This is a genomic window from Longimicrobium sp. (genome assembly GCA_036377595.1).
Lineage (GTDB): Bacteria > Gemmatimonadota > Gemmatimonadetes > Longimicrobiales > Longimicrobiaceae > Longimicrobium.
Genome location: DASUYB010000098.1, coordinates 1 through 18580, shown reverse-complemented (window position 1 = coordinate 18580; position 18580 = coordinate 1). Strand labels below are relative to the sequence as shown.

General features: G+C 65.6%; 13 protein-coding genes and 1 tRNA gene. 6 read left to right on the top strand and 8 right to left on the bottom strand.

The window, feature by feature from the left end; genetic code table 11:
* Window position 1: 1 nt before the first annotated feature.
* The 5 genes from VF092_15820 to VF092_15800 are packed head-to-tail and all read right to left on the bottom strand — an operon-like array spanning window position 2 to window position 7206.
* Window positions 2-877 (bottom strand): biosynthetic peptidoglycan transglycosylase, encoded by an 876-nt coding sequence (locus VF092_15820; protein HEX6748765.1) that lies wholly within the window; start codon window positions 875-877, stop codon window positions 2-4.
* Window positions 874-2742 carry a hypothetical protein gene (locus VF092_15815; GenBank protein ID HEX6748764.1) on the bottom strand — a complete coding sequence of 623 codons (1869 nt, stop codon included), beginning with the start codon at window positions 2740-2742 and terminating at the stop codon, window positions 874-876. The genes VF092_15820 and VF092_15815 overlap by 4 nt, the downstream gene beginning before the upstream one ends.
* Window positions 2739-4592, bottom strand: coding sequence for a peptidase domain-containing ABC transporter (locus VF092_15810; protein ID HEX6748763.1), 1854 nt, complete (start codon window positions 4590-4592; stop codon window positions 2739-2741). The genes VF092_15815 and VF092_15810 overlap by 4 nt, the downstream gene beginning before the upstream one ends.
* Before the next feature lie 11 nt (window positions 4593-4603).
* Window positions 4604-5839 (bottom strand): lanthionine synthetase LanC family protein, encoded by a 1236-nt coding sequence (locus VF092_15805; GenBank protein ID HEX6748762.1) that lies wholly within the window; start codon window positions 5837-5839, stop codon window positions 4604-4606.
* Window positions 5836-7206 carry a serine hydrolase domain-containing protein gene (locus tag VF092_15800; protein ID HEX6748761.1) on the bottom strand — a complete coding sequence of 457 codons (1371 nt, stop codon included), beginning with the start codon at window positions 7204-7206 and terminating at the stop codon, window positions 5836-5838. The genes VF092_15805 and VF092_15800 overlap by 4 nt, the downstream gene beginning before the upstream one ends.
* A gap of 561 nt (window positions 7207-7767) precedes the next feature.
* Here VF092_15800 and VF092_15795 point away from each other — a divergent pair.
* A tRNA-Pro gene (locus VF092_15795) sits at window positions 7768-7841 on the top strand.
* A 90-nt stretch (window positions 7842-7931) separates the two neighbouring features.
* On the opposite strand, the gene VF092_15790 is transcribed toward VF092_15795, so the two are convergent.
* Together VF092_15790 and VF092_15785 are read right to left on the bottom strand one after the other, a co-directional pair.
* Window positions 7932-9209, bottom strand: coding sequence for a hypothetical protein (locus VF092_15790; protein ID HEX6748760.1), 1278 nt, complete (start codon window positions 9207-9209; stop codon window positions 7932-7934).
* Window positions 9196-9597 (bottom strand): hypothetical protein, encoded by a 402-nt coding sequence (locus tag VF092_15785; GenBank protein HEX6748759.1) that lies wholly within the window; start codon window positions 9595-9597, stop codon window positions 9196-9198. Before VF092_15785 ends, VF092_15790 begins: the two co-directional genes overlap by 14 nt.
* A gap of 506 nt (window positions 9598-10103) precedes the next feature.
* Between VF092_15785 and VF092_15780 the strand changes: the two genes are divergently transcribed.
* From VF092_15780 to VF092_15760, 5 genes are all read left to right on the top strand, one after another.
* Window positions 10104-11132, top strand: a complete 1029-nt coding sequence (locus VF092_15780) for a hypothetical protein (GenBank protein ID HEX6748758.1) — start codon at window positions 10104-10106, stop codon at window positions 11130-11132.
* A 467-nt stretch (window positions 11133-11599) separates the two neighbouring features.
* Window positions 11600-13105: a DEAD/DEAH box helicase gene (locus VF092_15775; GenBank protein HEX6748757.1), complete on the top strand. Its 1506-nt coding sequence runs from the start codon at window positions 11600-11602 to the stop codon at window positions 13103-13105.
* A complete protein-coding gene (locus VF092_15770) occupies window positions 13105-14160 on the top strand; it encodes a ParB N-terminal domain-containing protein (protein HEX6748756.1) in 1056 nt (351 codons plus the stop codon). The genes VF092_15775 and VF092_15770 overlap by 1 nt, the downstream gene beginning before the upstream one ends.
* Window positions 14161-14552: 392 nt before the next feature.
* Entirely contained in the window at window positions 14553-16163 is a 1611-nt protein-coding gene (locus VF092_15765) for a hypothetical protein (protein HEX6748755.1), read from the top strand.
* A complete protein-coding gene (locus VF092_15760) occupies window positions 16160-16942 on the top strand; it encodes a hypothetical protein (protein ID HEX6748754.1) in 783 nt (260 codons plus the stop codon). The genes VF092_15765 and VF092_15760 overlap by 4 nt, the downstream gene beginning before the upstream one ends.
* A 48-nt stretch (window positions 16943-16990) precedes the next feature.
* Here VF092_15760 and VF092_15755 read toward each other — a convergent pair.
* Window positions 16991-18580: ATP-binding protein (locus tag VF092_15755; protein HEX6748753.1), on the bottom strand; the 1590-nt coding region annotated here is incomplete at its 5' end.

Sequence of the window (18580 nt, the reverse complement as noted above, 5' to 3'; positions counted from 1 at the left end):
CTCAGGCCGACGGCGCGGGCACCCGCGCGGACGGCCGCCGGCGCAGGCGCTCCCACGTGCGCACTGTCTCGTGGAAGAGGACGTGGCGGTCCACGCCGAATCCGTCGGCCAGGAGCGCCCCCATCTCCAGCCCGCGCCGTTCCGGCACCGGTGCGGGGAGCGCCTCGCGCACCCTCCGCACGGCCTCGTCCAGCGCCACCCCCGCGTGGGTCAGCCGGCAGAGCGAAGTGGCCCGGGCCACGCCCGCGCGCCATTCGTCCGCCGTCAGGTGGCCGGCGTGATAGAGCTGGAAGAGGACGTAGCGCTGCACCCACCAGGCGCGGTTGGCGTTGTTCCCCTCCAGCGCCCGGCGCGGCGCGGGGAGGAGGGCGGCCAGCAGCGCCGCGTCGTGCGCGTCCAGCTCGGCCGGACGGCGATCCATCCAGCGGCGCGCGGCCTGCGCCACGCCCCACGTCCCGTCGCCCCACTCCACCACGTTCAGGTACAGCTCCAGGATGCGCGCCTTGTCCAGCGCCCGCTCCATCCGCAGCGCGAGGATCGCCTCGCGCGCCTTGCGCCCCACGCTGCGGGCGGGAGAGAGGTAGAGGTTGCGCGCGAGCTGCTGCGTGAGGGTGCTGGCCCCCCGCGCCCCCCACCCGCGCAGCGCGCCCCACGCCGCGTCCGCCACCGACCGCCAGTGGATTCCGCGGTGGCGGAAGAAGCGCGGGTCCTCCGCCTTCACCACCGCGAACGCCAGGTAGGGGGAGACCTGGTCCAGCGGCGTCCATTCCGTCGCCGGCGGCGGCGCGCCCGTCTCCCGCGCGCGGACGCGCATGTACGCCGTCACGCCGGGATCGGCGGCGCGGAGGCGGCCGACCGGGGGAACGCCGCGGCTCACGCGGGCTCCGCCAGGCGCACGCCGCGGCCGCGCAGCTCCGCGGCCGCCTCCACCAGCGCCGGCCAGCTCCGCAGCACCCGGCCGTAGCCGCGCAGCAGGAGCCGGAAGGCCGCGCGCCGCGCATCGTCGCTCCCCGGCAGGTCGGCGGGGGCCGACGGGTCCTCGCGCTCCAGCAGCGTCGCGGTCTCGCGGCGGCTCTCCTCCACGGCGGCGCGCCAATGCGGGGGCGCGCCGCGGGTGGCGGCGAGCAGCGTTTCCATCTGCCTCACCGCCGCGGCCGCCGCCCGCCCCATCGCCTCCCGCACCCGCGCGGCGAACGCGTCCGCCTCGAGCGCGCCGAGCGCCTCGAGATGCGCGCCGAGGATCCCCAGCGCCTCCGCGCCCTCGCCGGCCGGACCGGTGGCGAGATGCTCCGCCACCAGCGCGCCGGTCACCCCGTTGGCGTACGTCGACAGGGGGACGGGGAGGGCCGGGTCGGGACGGGGAGGATGGGGACGGTGGACGATGGCGCGAGGAACGAAGCCGCTCAGCAGCCGGGGGAAGAGCGCCGCGCGCAGGGTGCCGAAGAGCGCGTCCTCGGCGATCCCGCCGGGGACGAACGGGGGGAGGAGGACGCGCAGGTCCACCCCCATGTTCCCCGCCATGCAGTACGCGCCCGTGCCCAGGCCGGCGCGGGTGGTGCACTTCACCAGCTGCCGCGCGCGGAGCCGCGCCGCGAACCCGTCCGCGCCGGCGGCGAGGCGCTCCAGCGAGGGGCCGCGCAGCGCCAGCCGCCACTGGGCGCGCCCCGGCCCCCCGCAGTCGCCCACGATCCCCCCGAAGCTCACGGCCACGCGCGCGCCCGGCTCGGAGACCCGCGCCAGGTACGCCTCGTCCCAGGGAACGCCCACCCGCGCGGGCCCGCTCCGCCCCGAGGCGGCGCACTCCCCCGGCGTGCTCCCCAGCAGGCGCTCGTGGACGGCCAGGAAGTCCTCGTCCACCACCTCCACCGCCGCCAGCGCGGCGTCGAACGAGGAGGCGAACCAGTACTCGTTGGGGTCGGGCGCGAGGGCGAGCGCCAGCTCCTCGCGGGCGCCGGGCGGGCGGCAGACGGTGGCCAGGGTGTCGTCGTCCACCTGCAGGCAGAGCCCGCCCGCGCCGTCCAGGAGGAGCGCGTTGCGGGTGGCGCCGTAGGTCGCGCCCAGGCGGGCGTCGCCGAGCAGCGCGAAGCGGGCCGTCTCCTCCGGCACGCCGGCGGCGGCCGCGAGGACGCGCGCGTACGCGCCCCGCCGCGCGTGGTCGGCGGCGAAGGCGGCGCGGCGATGGCGGCCGGCCAGCGCGCGCAGCGTCCGCCGGTTCTCCGCGCGTGCGTCGGCCGAGTCGCTGTCGTCCAGCACCACCACCTCCGTTTCCCGCCCGTGGCGTGCGCCGTGCTCGAGCCAGCTCTCCAGCCCGCGCGCGAGGGTGCCGGGGCGGTTGCGCGTGGGGATGCAGAGCGCGCCGATGCGCGGCGCGGGAGATGAGCCGGCGCCCGCCTCGAGCCGCGCGCCCAGCCAGCCGAGGAGCTCCGCCTCGGCCACCAGGTGCCCCTCGCCGGCCAGGCGGCGGAGCCGCTCCAGGGCGGCCGCCTCCAGCGCCGCGCGCCCCGCGGGCACGGCGCCGCCGTCTCCGGCGAGCAGCGCGGGAGGAATCGCCCGCGCGCACTCGGCGGCGTGCTCGCGCAGGGTGCGCGGGACCGCGCACGCGTCCAGGATCCGCGCCTCGGCCGCGCTCGGCGGGCGCGCCGCGCGGACGCCCGGGGCGAAGCGCGCGAAGCGCTCACGCGCCTCCACGGCGGGGTCCCGCGGCGCGACGGGGGCGCGCGGGGGGCGGGCGACGGGGCTCACGAGGCCGCCGCCGCGAGGGGCGCCGCCGCCGGCGCCGCGGGAACGGAGACCGGGCCGCCGTGCAGGCGCTGGTACGCCTCGCACTCGCGCAGCAGCGCCGCGTGCGGCCCCACCCCGGCCACGCGGCCGTTCTCCAGCACGCACACCTGGTCGGCGTGGCGCGCCATGGCGATGCGGTGGGTGACGAACACCACGGTGTGGTCGCGGTACTCGCGCACCAGCGTCTCCAGGATGCGCGCCTCCGTGGCCATGTCGACGTTGGCGGTGGCCTCGTCGAGCAGCAGGATGGGCGCGCCGCGCACCAGCGCCCGCGCGATGGCGATCCGCTGCCGCTGCCCCCCCGACAGGCTCATCCCCGCCTCGGCCACGGTGGTGCGGTAGCCGTTGGGGAGGGTGCGGATGAAGTCGTCGGCCTGCGCGTGGCGGCAGGCGCGGTACACCCGCTCGGGAGGCACGGCGCCCATCCCCAGCGTCAGGTTCTCCCACACCGTGCCGGAGAGCAGGCTGTACTCCTGCCACACCACCGACACCTGGCGGCGCAGGTCGGCCAGGGGGATGCGCGAGACGGGTACGCCGTCGATCAGGATCCGCCCGCCGCCGGCGTGCTCCAGCCGCGTGAGCAGGCGCAGCAGCGACGTCTTCCCCGAGCCGCTGGGGCCCACGATGGCCGTGACCGTCCCCGGCGCCATCCGCAGGCTCACCCCGTCCAGCGCGCGCTTCTCCGGCGCGTAGCCGAAGACGACGTCCTCCAGCACCACCTCGCCCCGGGCGATGGTGTGCACGGCGGGCGGGGCCTCGCCCCGGTACGCGCCCTGGGGGTCCTGCTCGGGCTCGCCGTCGAGGTACTCGAACATGCGGCCCAGGTTGACCGCCGACTGCTGGAACTCGGAGAAGAGGCCCACCATCTGGTTGATGGGGCCGTACAGGTAGCCGCTGTAGGCGGTGAAGGCGATGTAGTCGCCCAGCGTCATCGACCCGCTGACGATGTAGTGCCACCCCAGCCAGGTGAGGAGCGCCGTGTTCAGCGCGCCCAGGATCCCGTTGGTGCTGGTCACCATCTGCCCCAGCCCGCCGGCGCGCAGCTCCACGTCCATCGCCCGCGTCAGCTTGTCGCGGGCGCGGGCGAAGGTGTGCCCCTCGAGCCCCATGGACTTGAGGGTGCGGATCTGGGTGAACGCCTCGGTCTGGAAGGCCGAGAGGTCGGCGTAGGCCTCGGCGCTGCGCTTCCAGCGCTTGCGCATGGCGCCGCCCGACAGCGCGATCACCGCGGTGGTCAGGGGGATGCTGACCAGCGCCACCACCGCCAGCTTCCAGTGCAGCAGGAAGAGGAAGGGGGGGACGAGGAGGAGGTAGAGCCCCTGCAGGAAGAGCGTCTGGAACACGCGGGCCACGCTCTGCAGCGCGCGGCGTACGTCGCCGAAGCGGCTCATCAGCTCGCCCACGCGGTTCTCCTCGAAGAAGCGCATGGGAAGGTGCTGCAGGTGGTTGAAGAAGAGGAGCCCCGCGGCGTTGTTGAGGCGGGTGTTGACGGTGAGGTTGTAGTAGTTCTGGACGCCGTTCAGCAGCAGGCTGGTGGCGCCGATGGCCAGCGCGGCGCCCACCGCCACGTTCAGCAGCGTCACGTTCCCGGAAGGGTACACCTGGTCCACCAGCACCTTGGTGGTCCAGGGCATGGCCAGCCCCAGCAGCTGCACCACCACCCCCATCCCCATCCCCCGCAGCAGGGGAAGCCAGAAGGGGCGCATCAGCAGCGTGAGCCGCCGGAACTGGCCGTAGGCGTCGCGGAGCGCCGGCGCCTCGGCGGGCGCCGGGTCGGCGGCGGCGCCGCTCCCGGTGGGGGGAGGAACCATGCGCGCCCCGGTCAGGCCAGGAGGAGGATACAGGGGAAGCGCGCCGGGTCGTCCAGCCGCAGGAGCGCGTAGCCGATCCCCGGCGCGCCCTGCCACAGCCCGGTGCGCATGTGCTCGTCGCCCCCGGTGTCGTGCTCGGGGAGGCGGAAGCCGCGCTGATCGGTCGCCCGCAACCGCTGCTCGGCCAGCGCGCGCGCCTGCGCCTCGAGCGACGGGTTCCCCAGCCGGCGGGCGGTCTCGAGGAGGAAGTCGACGCGGCCGAAGTGCCCGCAGCAGAGGTTGTCGACCCCGCCCTTCTTCCGCTTCCCCGCCTTCTCCAGCGCCAGGAAGAGGTCGCCCGCCACGCCCCGCTCGTCGTCGGGGCGCAGCCCGTCGAGCGCGGCCAGGCGGCTCAGCCCGATCCCGGGCGCGCCGTGGCACCACGAGCCGATCATCTTCCCCGGCTCGCTCCGCGAGTCGGGCCAGTCCATCACGTCTTCGCGGAAGAGCGCGCGCTCGAAGGCGAAGCTTTCCACCGCGGCGTCGTAGAAGCGCCGCTCGCCGGTGCGCCTGAACACCTCGAGCAGCGCGTGCGCCACACCGCTGCTCCCGTGCGCGAACCCGGTCTCCAGCTCGCCGCGCGCGCCGGGCCAGGCGCGCAGCCCGGTCTCGGGGTCCGCCTGGCGATGGGCGGCCAGGTGCCCGGCGCACCACACAGCGCGCTCGGTCCACCCGGCCGCGCCGGCGGGGTCGGCGTCCGCCAGCGCGAAGAGCGCGGGGATCGTCCCCGCCGTCCCCCAGAACATCTCCAGCTTCTCGTCGCGCGCGATCGCGTCGGGGGTGAAGACGGCGGCCAGCGTGCGCGCCTCGTCCAGCATCGCGGGCTCGCCCAGGAAGCCGGCCATCCGCACCAGGGCGTAGACCATCGAGCCCGTCCCCGTCAGCCCGTATCCGGTCTCCGCCAGCAGCCCCTCGGGTCCGCCCGCGGCGCGGATGCGGGCGCGGAGCGGGGCCGTGGCGCGGAGCGCGGCGTCGCGCATCTCGGCGCGGCCGGTGGCGGCGTGCACGGCGGCCAGGAAGAAGGCGTCGCCCACGCGGCCGTTGAACATCCCCGAGTCGTCCACCGGCGCGAAGGTCACGCCGTAGCCGGGGTGCCAGGTGAGGCTCCCGTCGGGAAGCTCGATCGCCTGCGCCAGCCGCTCGCGGGCGATGCGGAGCGCGCGCGCGGCCAGGGTCAGCGGGGGCGCGGCGGGTGCGGCGGCGGTCATGGCCGGGGCGCGGGAAGAGGGTGGCGGACGACCTCGGCCAGGAGGCGCGTGGTGCCGGGGGTGCGGTACGGCTGCGCGCCGGGCCGGGGGCGGGCCTGCATGCGGGCGACGACCAGGCCCCATTCGGGATAGGCCTCGCAGTCGGTGTCCAGGTAGCCGCGGGTGGCGTAGACGGTGGGATCCGTCCCCAGCCACCACAGGAAGCCGTACGCCGGGTTCCGCGGCGAAGGCGTGAGCGAGGCGCGGATCCATGCCTCGGGCACCACCTGCCGGCCGTTCCAGCGCCCGCCGTCCAGCGCCAGCTGGCAGATCTTGGCGAAGTCGCGCAGCGTGGTGCGCGCGTCGGCGTACGTCCAGGCGTGCCCGGCGCCGTCCAGGCGCAGGCTGGTGGAGTCCATCTGCAGCGGCGCGAAGAGGCGCTCGGCGGCGTACTCCCGCAGCGGCCGCCCCGCCGCGCGCTCCAGCAGGGGCGAGAGGAGCTGCGCCCCCTCGTTGCTGTATTCCCACCGCTCGCCGGGCGCGCGCTCCAGCGGCAGCGACAGGACGAGGGCGTTCTTGTCGCTGACGCCGCCCACCATCTCGTCGCCCGGGCCCCGCCCCCAGCGCCGCCGCAGCCCGCCGGTCATGGTGAGGAGATGGCGGAGGGTGACGCCCCGCCCGGCGCCGGCGCGCCACTCGGGGAGCCAGCGCGCCACCGGGTCGTCCAGCCCGATCCTGCCGTCCGCGACCAGCAGCCCGGCGAGCAGCCCGGTCCACGACTTCATGCTGGACATGGTGGGCATCGGGTAGCGGTACTCCGGGCCGTACCACTCCTGCACGATCCGGCCGCGGAAGGCCACCAGGCAGGCGTCGGCGCCGGAGCCCTCGCACAGCGCGCGGTGCCGCGCCAGCGCGGCGGTGTCGAGCCCCAGCGCGGCGGCATTGCCGGCCCGCCATCCGCCCCCGTCCGCGAGGGGCGCGCTCGCCGTGCGCGACATGCCGGCCGCGGGCGCGGACCCGAGGCGCTCCGCGAGGGCCTGGACCTCGCGGCGGAACCACGCGTCCTGCGGGAAGGAAGCGCAGCGGGCGTCGAAGGCGCGCATGGCCTCGCGCGCCTTCTCCACCCGCCCGGCGTAGGTGGCCGCGTGGATCAGCTCCGCCCGGGTCTCGCACGCGCGCTCCGCGGAGAGCGCGGGGTCGCGCAGGAGCACCTCGGCCGCGGGGATCACCTCGGCCCAGCGCCCCGCCCGGTTCATCGCCATCAGGTCCTGCGCCTCCGCCGCGGGCGCGACCCCCACGATGGAGGCGGCCACCGCCACCCGCGCGACGAGGGCGGCGCGGCTGGCCGGGGTGCAGGAACGAACCGAGGCGAACGAGAACCGGGTCAACGGGATCTCTCCCCAAGAACAGGATGTTTCCTCGAAAGATGGCGGTTAAGGTAAATCAATTTTCGGAAGACGCGCAAGGCGTCGGACAACATTAGTTTTTCATGATGATGAGTTGCGTTCTGAATGGGAATTTTGCTTGCACTTATTGTGATCGTGCAGTTATGACCGGGCGGATCTGGATTCAAGGCTGCTCATTCAGTCGTCAGATAATAACGGCTCTATAGGATCTGCATCCCACACATACAATCCGCGCCGTTTGCGGTGAAGGCCAGTGGATCAGCGCAGATTCCAACGCATTCCTCCCTCTCTTTCCCATGAGAACTCGTCGGTCGTCGGCAGGAGGATGCCGAGGCCGCGGAGATCGTATCGAGCGGGAGTCGCTAGATCTTGATTCCGCGCTCCCGCAACCCGTCGTCTCGTCACCAGAGATCGTGCCCGCGGCTGAAGCCCTCGTGCCGGCGAGACGGATCGATGCGGACGGCGCCGGGTTGACGCAAACACCCGGTTCCGCTACATTTGCACTTCTTCGCGCCGTCAGCCGACGCGTGGAGATACCGGTTTCGGGACGTGGCGCAGCCCGGTAGCGCACCTGAATGGGGTTCAGGGGGTCGCCGGTTCAAATCCGGCCGTCCCGACTGGTTTAAGTGATTGCCCCGGCAGCGGTTACGCTGCCGGGGCTTTTCACATCCAAGGAGGGGGTGGGCTACATTCTGGGCTACATTTGCTCAGGCCGCCTGCCCCTTGCCGAGGTACTGGCGCATCTCCCTCCGGGCCTTGGCCGCCCGCGCCCGGACGATCTCGTTCTGCGGGTCCTGGTACACCCGCTCACGCGTCGCGCTGTCGAGGTGGCCCGTCAGCCGGTTCAGCACGCGGGCGTCCTGCGCGAACTCCGGCGCCAGGTCCGTCGCCTGCCGGCGCAGGCCGTAGAACGACCGGCCCGCCTGGTGCTCCACACCCGCCGCCTTTTCGAGCGCCCGGAACATGTCCCGGATCGCCGTCGGACCGAGCGGCTGGCGCGTTACCCAGTCGAGCAGCGCCTTCCCTTCCTTCAGCCGCCCCGCGGGAAAGAGGTAGTAGTCCTCGATCTCCTTCCTGCGAAGCGCGGCCTCCGCCACGGAGAGATAGCCCTCCGACAGGACCTCATCCACGAGCGCGCGAAGCTCGGGGTGGAGATCGACAACCTCGCCGTGCTTCTTCCCCCGCCCGTGGACGATGAAGCGACCGAGGCCGAACCCACCAACAGCGTCCAGCACCAGATCGCTTCGCTTCGCCCGCACGGCCTGCCCCGCCCGCAGTTCCGCCGCCAGTTCCACCAGCAACCGCAGCCGTGGGTCCGCCGCTGGGAGCGCGGCGAAGATCAACGCCACCTCGTCCACGGAGTGCCTGGGACGCTTCGGCTCGACGCGAACCCCGGTCAGCGCCTGCCATTCCTGCTTCAGGCGAACCTTCCAGTTCCGCTTCGGCAGTGCGGCCGTCTCCGGGATCAACTCCTCCTGCCGGAGCCAGCTCGCCACGCCGTAGAGCATGTCGCACATGTACTCGGCCGTACGCGCCCCGCGGCCATCCTTGCTGCGGCGCCCGAGCACCCGGACCAGGTACTGGATCTTCCCGGGGGTGAGCTCGGCCCACTGCAACTCGTGCCCGAGAATCTCCGCGCCGCGCTCGGCCAGCTTCCTGGATTCGCGTGAGTGCTTCGACTCGGTCGGGTACATCCCGCGGACGGGATCGAACGCGAGCGCGATTCCCTCGCGGAGCGTGAGCGGCTCAGGTTCGGGCTCCCGCTGCTCGCCCTGAGTGATCTCGCCCATGCGGGTGGCAAGCTCGAGTGCCTGCTTCTTTCCGAGCTTGCGGTCCCGATGACCCAGGCTCCGCTTCTGCCGCTTACCCTTGTTGTCAATCCATAGCAGGTAGAGAACCCCGCCGGGCTCCCGCTCTGCTACGCGGATGGTCGAGCCGTACATACCGAACGACTCGGACCAGCACTTCTTCTCAGCTTTGGGCATCATCATCTCCCAATTTGGAGTGGATGATGTCCCGGAAGAGCCTGTCCGGAACATACCCACTCAGCGGCGAAAGACAAGGTTTGACCCTCGTTTTCTCCGCTTTTCTCGGGAGGTCCTTGCGACGGATCAGCGGCTTGCCCTTGCGTCCGGAATTCGGGATTCTTCCTTCACGCAAGAGGAGGCTAAGATGGTCCACGCTGTAGCCGGATTCCTGGGCTGCACGGCGCAGGCTCAGGAGCTCGTCCGCCTTCTGCAGCATGGCCGTGGTGAGCTGGTCCGCACACCATTCGAGGGTGCGGGCCTGCGCGTCGGCGCCCAGGCTGCGCTGCTGCATGGCGAGCGCGCGCCAGGTCTCGGGGAGGTCGGCCGGGGTGAGCGCGTGGAGCATCGGGTCGGGTCAGCGCGAGCGGTGCAATGGGTCGATCGGCGAACTGTCGCCGCTCCTCCAGCGATGCCCTACCAAGCGCCGAGGTTTCGGGCTATGCCGGGCTTCCGGACCTTCAGGGACGGCAAGACGCTGGGGCGCGACAGTTTGCTTACTGATACCCCGGAGACCGTCGCCGCGGCTTCCGCGCGCGAAAATCACATGAAAAGGCAGGTGCTAAGCATGTCCAGCAGATCGCCGTCATGGTCAAGGCTCCGCATGTCGCGGTCGTGAAAGCCACCCTCGAGCTGAGGGTAAAGATGGCCCGCGGCGACGACGGCCGGGGCGGGCGCGGCCGTGGCCGCAGCGGCTGACCTGCATTCCGGCCGGAATGGGCAATCAGATGCGCGAAGCTCAGAACTCGCTCCCGGGGACGGGTGGGAATTGCGCTTCACGAACGGATACGCCAGTTTTCGGTGACACCCCATCGCGTTTCCCTCCCTCACAGCACTCCCCCCGGTACACGAGAGATGACAGCTCCAGCTCCTGACCGTGCAGGCGGTCAGTATCAGGAAGTGCCTGTCGCATCCATTCAACTCGACGAGGAAAACCCCAGGATTGCGGCGTTTCTGGACGCTCAGGAACCGCCGTACACCGCGGAGATGATCTTTCTCGCGCTTGGTGCGGGTGGAGACGAAGATGGCAACAGCGGTCCTACGTTCTCGAAGCTGAAACAGTCCATTCTCACCAACCGCGGGATTGTTCAGCCTGTGATCTTGCGGCTTAGAGACGATGGACAGTTTGTCTGTATTGAGGGGAATACCAGAGTAGCGCTCTATAAGGACTTCCTTGCTGCGGAGATTCCCGGCCCGTGGGAACGGATTCCTTCGATCGTTCACGAGCAGATCACGGAGGAGGATGTTCACGCGATCCGGCTACAAGCTCATCTCGTCGGTCCGCGGCAATGGGACCCCTATTCAAAGGCTAAATACCTGACGTATCTGCGGAACGTCGCAAACTTCTCCGCGGACCGACTGGTCGATTTCTGTGGCGGCAGCAGGCGCGCCGTGACCGAATTGCTCGACGCGTACTCGGACATGGAACACTACTATCGGCCGCTGTTGGAATCCGACGCAGACTTCGATCTTCGCCGTTTCAGCGGGTTCGTTGAGTTACAGAAATCTGGCGTAAAGGACGCCATTGTCCGCTCAGGCCATACATTTAGCGATTTCGCCCAGTGGATCATCGACGAGCGGATTGATAAGCTGGCTCATGTACGCTGGCTTCCCAAGATTCTGCGCGATCGCAAGGCTACAGAGGTCTTCTTGAAGGATGGTATCGAACAGGCGATACGGATTGTGGAAGGGCCAGATACGCAGAAGCAGTTGCACGACGTGCCACTAGCAGCTCTTTGCCGAGCACTGGCGGAAGCCGTCAACCGTATCGAGTTCCGGGATGTTCGGAAGATGAAGGACGATCCCACCTCTCCGACGGCGCAACATCTTCTCGAAGCATACGAAGCCCTGCAGGAGATCGTAAACGAGGTGGGATTGGTCTAAAAGGCTGCGATTTAGGCCGACGGCGAGAGGGACACGAGTCGAGGAACGAGGATGCCTGAGTCCGCGCAGCATGCGCGACTTGTCGACCGCATTGTACGGTGGGTGGTGGAGCACCACGGCGCTCACCCGGGGCTCTGCATTTTCCGGGACGGTCCGGAAGCAGATCCAGGCAACAAGCCATTCCCGGTCGGAGGCTTCGTACCTGATGTCGTTGCCCGCACCGTGCCATCCAGTTTCTTGATCATTGGGGAAGCAAAGTGGTACCGGGATCTGGAGACGCGTCGCTCTCGCCGGCAGTTGCACGCTTATTTGGAGCACTTGGCCCTTCAGCCTGATCCCAGACTGGTTATCGCTATCCCGTGGCCACTCGCCGGGACCGCAAGATCTATTGTTCGCAACGCGAAGCTGGCCGTGAGGGCAGAACGCGTCGAATCGATAATTCTCCCATTCGAAACGGAACTGCGCTCGTGACGCTCCGCGTACGGAAGGAGGCGGACCGCCGCCCCAAGCAAGCGGCCTTTCCCTACCAAGTTGAAGCTGTCCAGGCGATTGAGCGGCTGGAATTCGCTGCGCTATTCCATGAGCAGGGGTTGGGAAAGACAAAAATTGCGATTGATCTAGCCCTTACGTGGTTAACTCAGAACGTTGTTGATTCGGTGTTGATCATCACGAAAAACTCGCTGGTTGAGAACTGGAAAACCGAGATTCGATTTCATTCTTACCTGACTCCGCGGGTGATAGGTCAGAATCGCCGCGATAATCACTTCGCGCTAAACAGTCCAGCGCGACTATTCTTAACGCACTATGAGACATGTATCGCGGAAGAGGGCCGCCTCACTCTCTTCCTGAAGACGCGCCGTGTTGGGGTGATCTGCGACGAGGCGCAGAAATTTAAAAATCCCGAAAGTAAGATTGCCGGTGTACTGTTTCGGCTCGGCCCACTGTTTCACCGCCGAGTGGTGATGACCGGAACACCAGTAGCAAACCGCCCATACGATGTTTGGGCCTTAATCCGTTTCTTGGACGGCGGAGCGACACTCGGGGACGATTTTCCCGAGTTCAAGCGCGATTACGATCTCTCGTCCGACCTCGCTCACAACCCAGTCACCCGGGAAGCGTTCGAGTCTCGCCTTGATAGTCTTTGGGAAACGCTACGTCCGTTTTGCGTCCGCGAAACCAAGAATACGGCTGGCCTTTCTCTGCCTGACAAAGAGATTGATACGGTCTGGGTAGACCCAGAGGAAATTCAAGAGGAATTGTATGAAACTTATCGAGACGAGCTTCGCGCCGTAATCGTCAGGGGCGGCGTGCCAGTAGTTGACAAGGTAGATGATGTCTTGAAGCGACTCCTTAGGCTGGTGCAGGTTGCTTCGAACCCGCGGCTTGTCGATGCCGCGTATGCACGCACCCCTGGAAAACTGCCGGCGCTGGAGCTGCTCCTTTCCGAAGCTCTCGCCGATGGAGTCTCTAAAGCGGTCGTTTGGACGACGTTCACCGAGAACGTGGATTGGCTCGCCCGAGCGCTTCGCCGCCTCGGTACCGTACGCGTGCATGGCAGGATGTCAATCGCCGAAAGGAACCGGTCGCTCGACTCCTTCAAACGCGATGCGTCAGTCCAGGTATTAATTGCGACGCCCGGCGCGGCCAAGGAGGGGCTAACGTTGACGGTCGCAAATCACGCGGTGTTTTATGACCGCGGCTTCAGCCTCGATGACTACTTGCAGGCTCAAGATCGAATTCATCGAATCTCACAGAACCGGGCTTGCTTTATTCACAACATCTCGATGCGGGGAACCATCGACGAATGGGTCGATGAGCTGCTGGGCGCGAAACACTTGGCTGCCATGTTGGTCCAAGGCGACATCGCGCTAAAAGAATACCGCGAACGCGCGACCTACTCGTTTGTCGAGCTGCTCGCGCGCGTGTTGGGAGTGGAACCACCTGCCTCAGCCCCTGAAGGTGAAGAGAACTAATGCGAACGACGACCGCCGGACGGCGTGCTTCCGCCGCCGAAGCAGTTCCCGTTGCTGCGAAGGGCTCTGACTCCTTCGTGCACGACACTCTCGTCATTCGGAAACAGCAAATTCCCATCCGGGTCGGCGAGCTACGACACGCCGATCTTTTATACTACGCAGATAACCCAAGGGTATATTCCGTCGTTCGAAACGGAGCCGCGCATGAGCCTACGCAGGAAGAAATTCAGCAAACCCTGCAAGAGATGGATCATGTGAAGGAGCTGGTTCACCAGATTCGCGAAAACGGTGGTCTAATCGATCCGCTGTACGTCAGAGGAGGAACCCTCGATGTGATCGAGGGCAACAGTCGGCTTGCAGCTTACCGGATTCTCGCTACGAAAGACCCGATCCGCTGGGCCAGAGTCAAATGTGCGCTCCTACCAGACGATATTGATGAGTCGGTTATTTCCGCTCTCCTGGGTCAGTGGCACCTCCGGGGGAAGAAGGAATGGCCGCCCTTTGAACAAGCAGGATACCTATACCGACGCCATATGGTGCACGGTGTTGCAATTGACGATCTGGCTGCGGGTGTAGGCTTGTCTCGCGCAAAGGTGCGCCGGCTCGTTGAAGCCTATGCGTTTATGGTCAAGCACGATGACACGCAGCGTGAGCGATGGAGCTATTACGACGAGTTCATCAAGTCACGAAAGATCTCGAAAGCGCGTGACCTGCACCCGGAGTTTGAGGAGCTGGTGGTAGCGCAGATCAAATCTGGAGAGATTCCGAGGGCTCAGGATCTCCGTGACAAGCTTCCTGTGATTTGTGAGGGACCCCCCAAAGTCCTTCGCGGGTTCAGCACAGGAAGGTATGGGTTCGAGGAAGCGTTTGACCGCGCCGTTGAAGCGGGCGGGGACCACAGCCATTATCAGAAGCTCACAAAGTTTCGAAAGTGGCTGGCGCAGCAGGATGTGCGGGACGCACTATCTGCGGCTGATGGCCCTCTGCGCCCACAGATTACTTTCGAGGTGAGGCAACTCCTGCGCATTTTGGGTAATTTGCAGAAGAACGGCTGAAGGGCGTCGATGAGGAAACTCAAAGCCTCCGCGTGGAACTGCGGAGGCTCTGAACTCCATTCCGACCGGAATGCGCGTGGGGCCGGCTCCCTAATTGCCGTTGTCGTCACACTCCTGGATTCGAGCAGCGATGCGCTCCACCAGCACTTTGGCCGCAGCTCTGTTGGGTGAGCACTCGAAAATCCGTCAACCCGAGGAATTGCGTATTAAAGAGGTAAGTGTCATTTTTCTCCCCCTGCATGTGCTTGGGAGGGTATCGTGGGGGGAGCACGCTGTCCGCTGCGGTTCATCAGATTTCAGGTCCCGCTCCTCAGTTCCTCCTGCCATTGTAGGCTGCTTCGCATCGACAGGGCCAGCAGCAACTCCTGCTCTCACTGTATCGAAGGAGCGTCATGCCAACCGACAGCCGAACGGACTGGAACGACCTCGCGCATTCGGAGCGCATTGAGGTTCTAGCGACACGGTCGATGGATCAGATCGTCCAAGATTACCGACTGGGTGAGGAGCTTGATAGCGAGTTCCGTGAGCACTTGGCACGGGAAATCCGGCTGTGGCAGCCAGATAACGTCGGCGAGTTGAAGACAGCGGGAAAGCCGCCTACGAAGGACGTTGTTCTCGGCGCTTGGCGCGATCTTGATCGGTCTGAGGCCCTCCTCGAATTGATTGACAATAGTATTGACGAATGGTTACGGCGGCGAACGAAGGTTCCCGATAAGACGGCGCCCGAGCTCAATATCTACATAGATATTGACGAAGAATCGAACCAACTGACTTACGAGGACAACGCTGGCGGCGTGTCCGTCGACAAGCTTGAGCACCTCGTTGTGCCGGGCTTTAGCGACACGACCGCGCTTTCACCAACGATCGGGAGCTACAAGACCGGCGGGAAAAAAGCTGTGTTCCGATTGGCCGAAGCAGCGGCCATCGTCACGAGGTACTGGAACCCCGCAGGGACAACGGACGATGCCATTGCCGTACAGTTAGGCCCGGAGTGGATCAACGATCCTGATCGTTACGACTTCCCATACGCCCTCTTGAAGGACAAGAGCGTAATCGAGAAGGGCCAGACACGATATGTGTTCCAATTGAGAGAGGAGCCGGTCGGTGGAGCTCCTTGGTACACAGAACCGGATCAAGTCCAGAAGATTGTAGATCAGATTCAACTGACCTACACGCTGTTACTTATCCGCAATCCCGCAATCAAAATTTATTTCTTAGATCGGTCGCAGCCACTCAAGCCCCTCGACGATCTATACGATTTTAGCGCCACTCACGCTGGCGAGATTGATATTCGGCCACAACAGGTGACCTTCGAAGCCGTATTGGAACTTGAAGGCCGCAAACACGATGTACAGATTGAAGTGGTGCTTGGATGCCGGAGAACTTCCGGTTCGAAGAAAGGCGGTCCCTCTTGGGGGATTGATCTATACGGGAATGATCGACTTTTCGTAGCCTACGATCAGACTACGTTCGCTGACCGGTTTCCCGCCAGCGCAGCGAAAAACCTCATTCGGGGCTATATCAACATCAAAGGGCCCAATGTATTCATTCCGTGGGATACGCATAAGCGGCACTTGAACACCGACCGTGACATCATGCGCCTGCTCACCACTCACAAGTTGGTGAGAAACCTCTTCGATAACTGGAGAGCAACGTACGCCGCAATTGCAGCATCGGGCGAGGTTTCGAATCTGATCCAAACGCCGCTCGCGAACATCATCGACCGCTCAAAACGGGATCTCGCTATCCCGCATCGGGCAACCGTGGCAATCGGTCCGAAGCGCGGGAGAGGCGCGGCGCTCCCCGATACGGTCTATCGTCCCAAGGTAACGCCGAAGAAAAAACAACGAGACACCATTCAGGTGACGTTCACGCTTACAACCGACCAAGCGCGAACGTTAGCAGCACAGTTCGGGATTGTCGGTGATTTCCAGCAGAGGGCAACGGCCAATGAGCTCTCCTCCAGCATTAAAAACTGGGTATTAAGGAAATCTAAACGGTGATTGCCAAGAAAAAGGACGACAAAAACCGGAGGATCTTCGGGCCGGCCAAATACGCGGCTTTCCACCTGCTATTTGCGCGCTGGCTTCGGCACTTCGGAAGCGCTGAACGATACCGCTATGTCACGCTGGGGGGCACCGAACTGCGAGACGTTCAGAACCTCTGGTTTATCGACCCCAATCTCGTCACCCAAGCCACCTCGTACGAAATCGATCCGGTACGTGCGCGAATCGCGGCGGAAACGTCGCGAAAACTCGCGACCGCCGACCCACCCATCGAAGTGCAAACAAGTCGAGGTAATTTGTTTGACTACGTCCGGGAAGATGATGATCTACCAGCGATCCTCTTTCTGGATCTCGAGGGTGTATGCGCCGCAGGCGATTTCCACATTCAGTTCGCTTCAATGTTTCAGGACGGTCGCCTACGAGAAGATGACGTCCTCTTCGTCACGAGCTATCTCGGGAGGAACCTCGGGTGGAATCGAATTTACCAGGGACTAGATGCTGAGTTTCGGATCCTGCAGCTGCATGATGCTGAGAGCAAAAAGCACTGGTATCGGCGCGCTCACCCTTCCTTCACTTTGTACCGCGGACTCACGCGCGCGGGGGTGCAATCTGAACTAGCCGTGCGTTGCTTCGGCTGCGTCGAGTATCGAGATAAATCGCCAATGGGCCTTTACGGCTATAGCTTCGCTGAAGGCTCTACCGTCTTCAGCCGCCTCGTGAAGGAAGCACCATACTGGCACGTGAAGCACGGGGCGCTCGAGCGCCCCGTGCTGTGAAGCGCCATCACAGACCGCATTCCGGTCGGAATGCGTTTGGGCGCCTGTTCACGCAGAGTCTCCGTCCCCACCGGCTTGTATCCGTGCCGCGATCCGATCTACGAGCGCCTTCGCTGCAGCTCGGTTCGGCGAGCATTCAAAGATCCAATGGACTGCTTGCTCATATACGGCCCGCTGCTTCTTTGATACATCTTTCAGAGCGCTCCCCACCGGGGCCCGAAGCACTACGTCGTATCTGACGCGCAGTGTTTCGAGACGGTCGCGCAGTTCCTCCTGCTCGGACCTGAGAAGAAGGTCGTGTTCAATCAGCATCTGCATCTGGCCGAGTGCCGACCCAATCTCTTTCCCTATCAAGTCGGCGGCTGCCCGCCCGATCTTTCCATCTTCTAGGATTTCTAAGGACTCGATCGCTTTCCGCTCATTAGCTTCAAACTTCTTCAAGCGTACACGCCGGGCTGAACTGTCTCGGCACTTGTGAGCGAGTCCGCGGCCGAGTGGGCCAAGCCGGTGAATCAATGTGAGTGCCGCCGCGTTCTGTTCAAAGTTATCCCGCCGCCCGTTCGGGACAACTCGGGGATCAATGATGTGCAACTCGCCCACTGTCCAGGCATTGAACCGCGACTCGGGAAAGATGCCGGCGAAGATCTCGGGTCCGCCCACCTGGAGATCTCCTACGCGCGCGCGGAGGCCTCGCAATCCAGGCGATGCGTGAATTGCTCCGTGGTAGCCGTGGTGCAGGACCCAACCCACTGCCACGAGGCCAATGTCCGGGTCTTCCAGGGTGATCGTCTCTAGTTCCGTAAACCGGTCCGTCTTACCTGTAGAGATTGCGAATTCATCGCTAAAGGGGCGCTCGACCCGAGCTTCTGAGTTCCCGATGCGAATTTCGAAATGCCCCCCCGGCAAAAAATCGCTAAGGTACTCCTCAATGGCCGTTGCAAACCTGAAGGTGCGCGGGAACGGAACCGGTGCCACTTGAGCGAGATAACAGCGGATCTCGTCTTCGTTGAGAAGAAGGTCATTTCGAAGGCGCACTACCCGTTCGAGATGGACTTCGAAGTAATGCGAATCCAATTCCTCTTTCGGCCCTTCGCGGACTGTAACCACGTCCCGCACGACGTCGCGTAGGTCGCCCAAATACTCCGGATCGAGCAGAATGCTCCGGAGCTTTCGGCAGTCCCACCGAACTTCCGTCCCGCGCAATTCGCCGTGAGCTTTCGTTCGAAAGCTAAGTGCCTGCGCATAGCCCAACGCTGCTAGTCTTCCAACTCCACGAAAGCCGCGGGCGCCACTCTCCACGTCGCCTCGCTTCCGGCTCGCACCGAACGCGATCAGCATCCGCTCAGCGTCAGACGCTGGTAGCCCGATCCCGTTGTCGCGAATCCGCACCTCGCGGCCTGAAGCGTCGAGCGAGACGTCGATTCGGCCTGCTGCGCGACCGGAGAGAAGGCCCGCGCGACATGCTTGATCAATCGCGTCCGCAGCGTTCTGGACGTATTCGCGGTAAAGCGCAAGCGGTTCGACATACATCGCCGTGCTGAGCAGCTCAACAATGTCTTTTCCAACCACCAGTTCTTCCGCGTGAACCACCCGCGGGGAAGCCGGCGCAGCTTCGATCCGGCGACCTGGCAGGTTCAC

Coding starts and splice junctions, on each gene's coding strand:
- VF092_15805 (HEX6748762.1), bottom strand. CDS start 5,839: ATGACCGCCGCCGCACCCGCCGCGCCCCCGCTGACCCTGGCCGCGCGC.
- VF092_15810 (HEX6748763.1), bottom strand. CDS start 4,592: ATGGTTCCTCCCCCCACCGGGAGCGGCGCCGCCGCCGACCCGGCGCCC.
- VF092_15770 (HEX6748756.1), top strand. CDS start 13,105: ATGCGAACGACGACCGCCGGACGGCGTGCTTCCGCCGCCGAAGCAGTT.
- VF092_15790 (HEX6748760.1), bottom strand. CDS start 9,209: ATGCCCAAAGCTGAGAAGAAGTGCTGGTCCGAGTCGTTCGGTATGTAC.
- VF092_15785 (HEX6748759.1), bottom strand. CDS start 9,597: ATGCTCCACGCGCTCACCCCGGCCGACCTCCCCGAGACCTGGCGCGCG.
- VF092_15780 (HEX6748758.1), top strand. CDS start 10,104: ATGACAGCTCCAGCTCCTGACCGTGCAGGCGGTCAGTATCAGGAAGTG.
- VF092_15765 (HEX6748755.1), top strand. CDS start 14,553: ATGCCAACCGACAGCCGAACGGACTGGAACGACCTCGCGCATTCGGAG.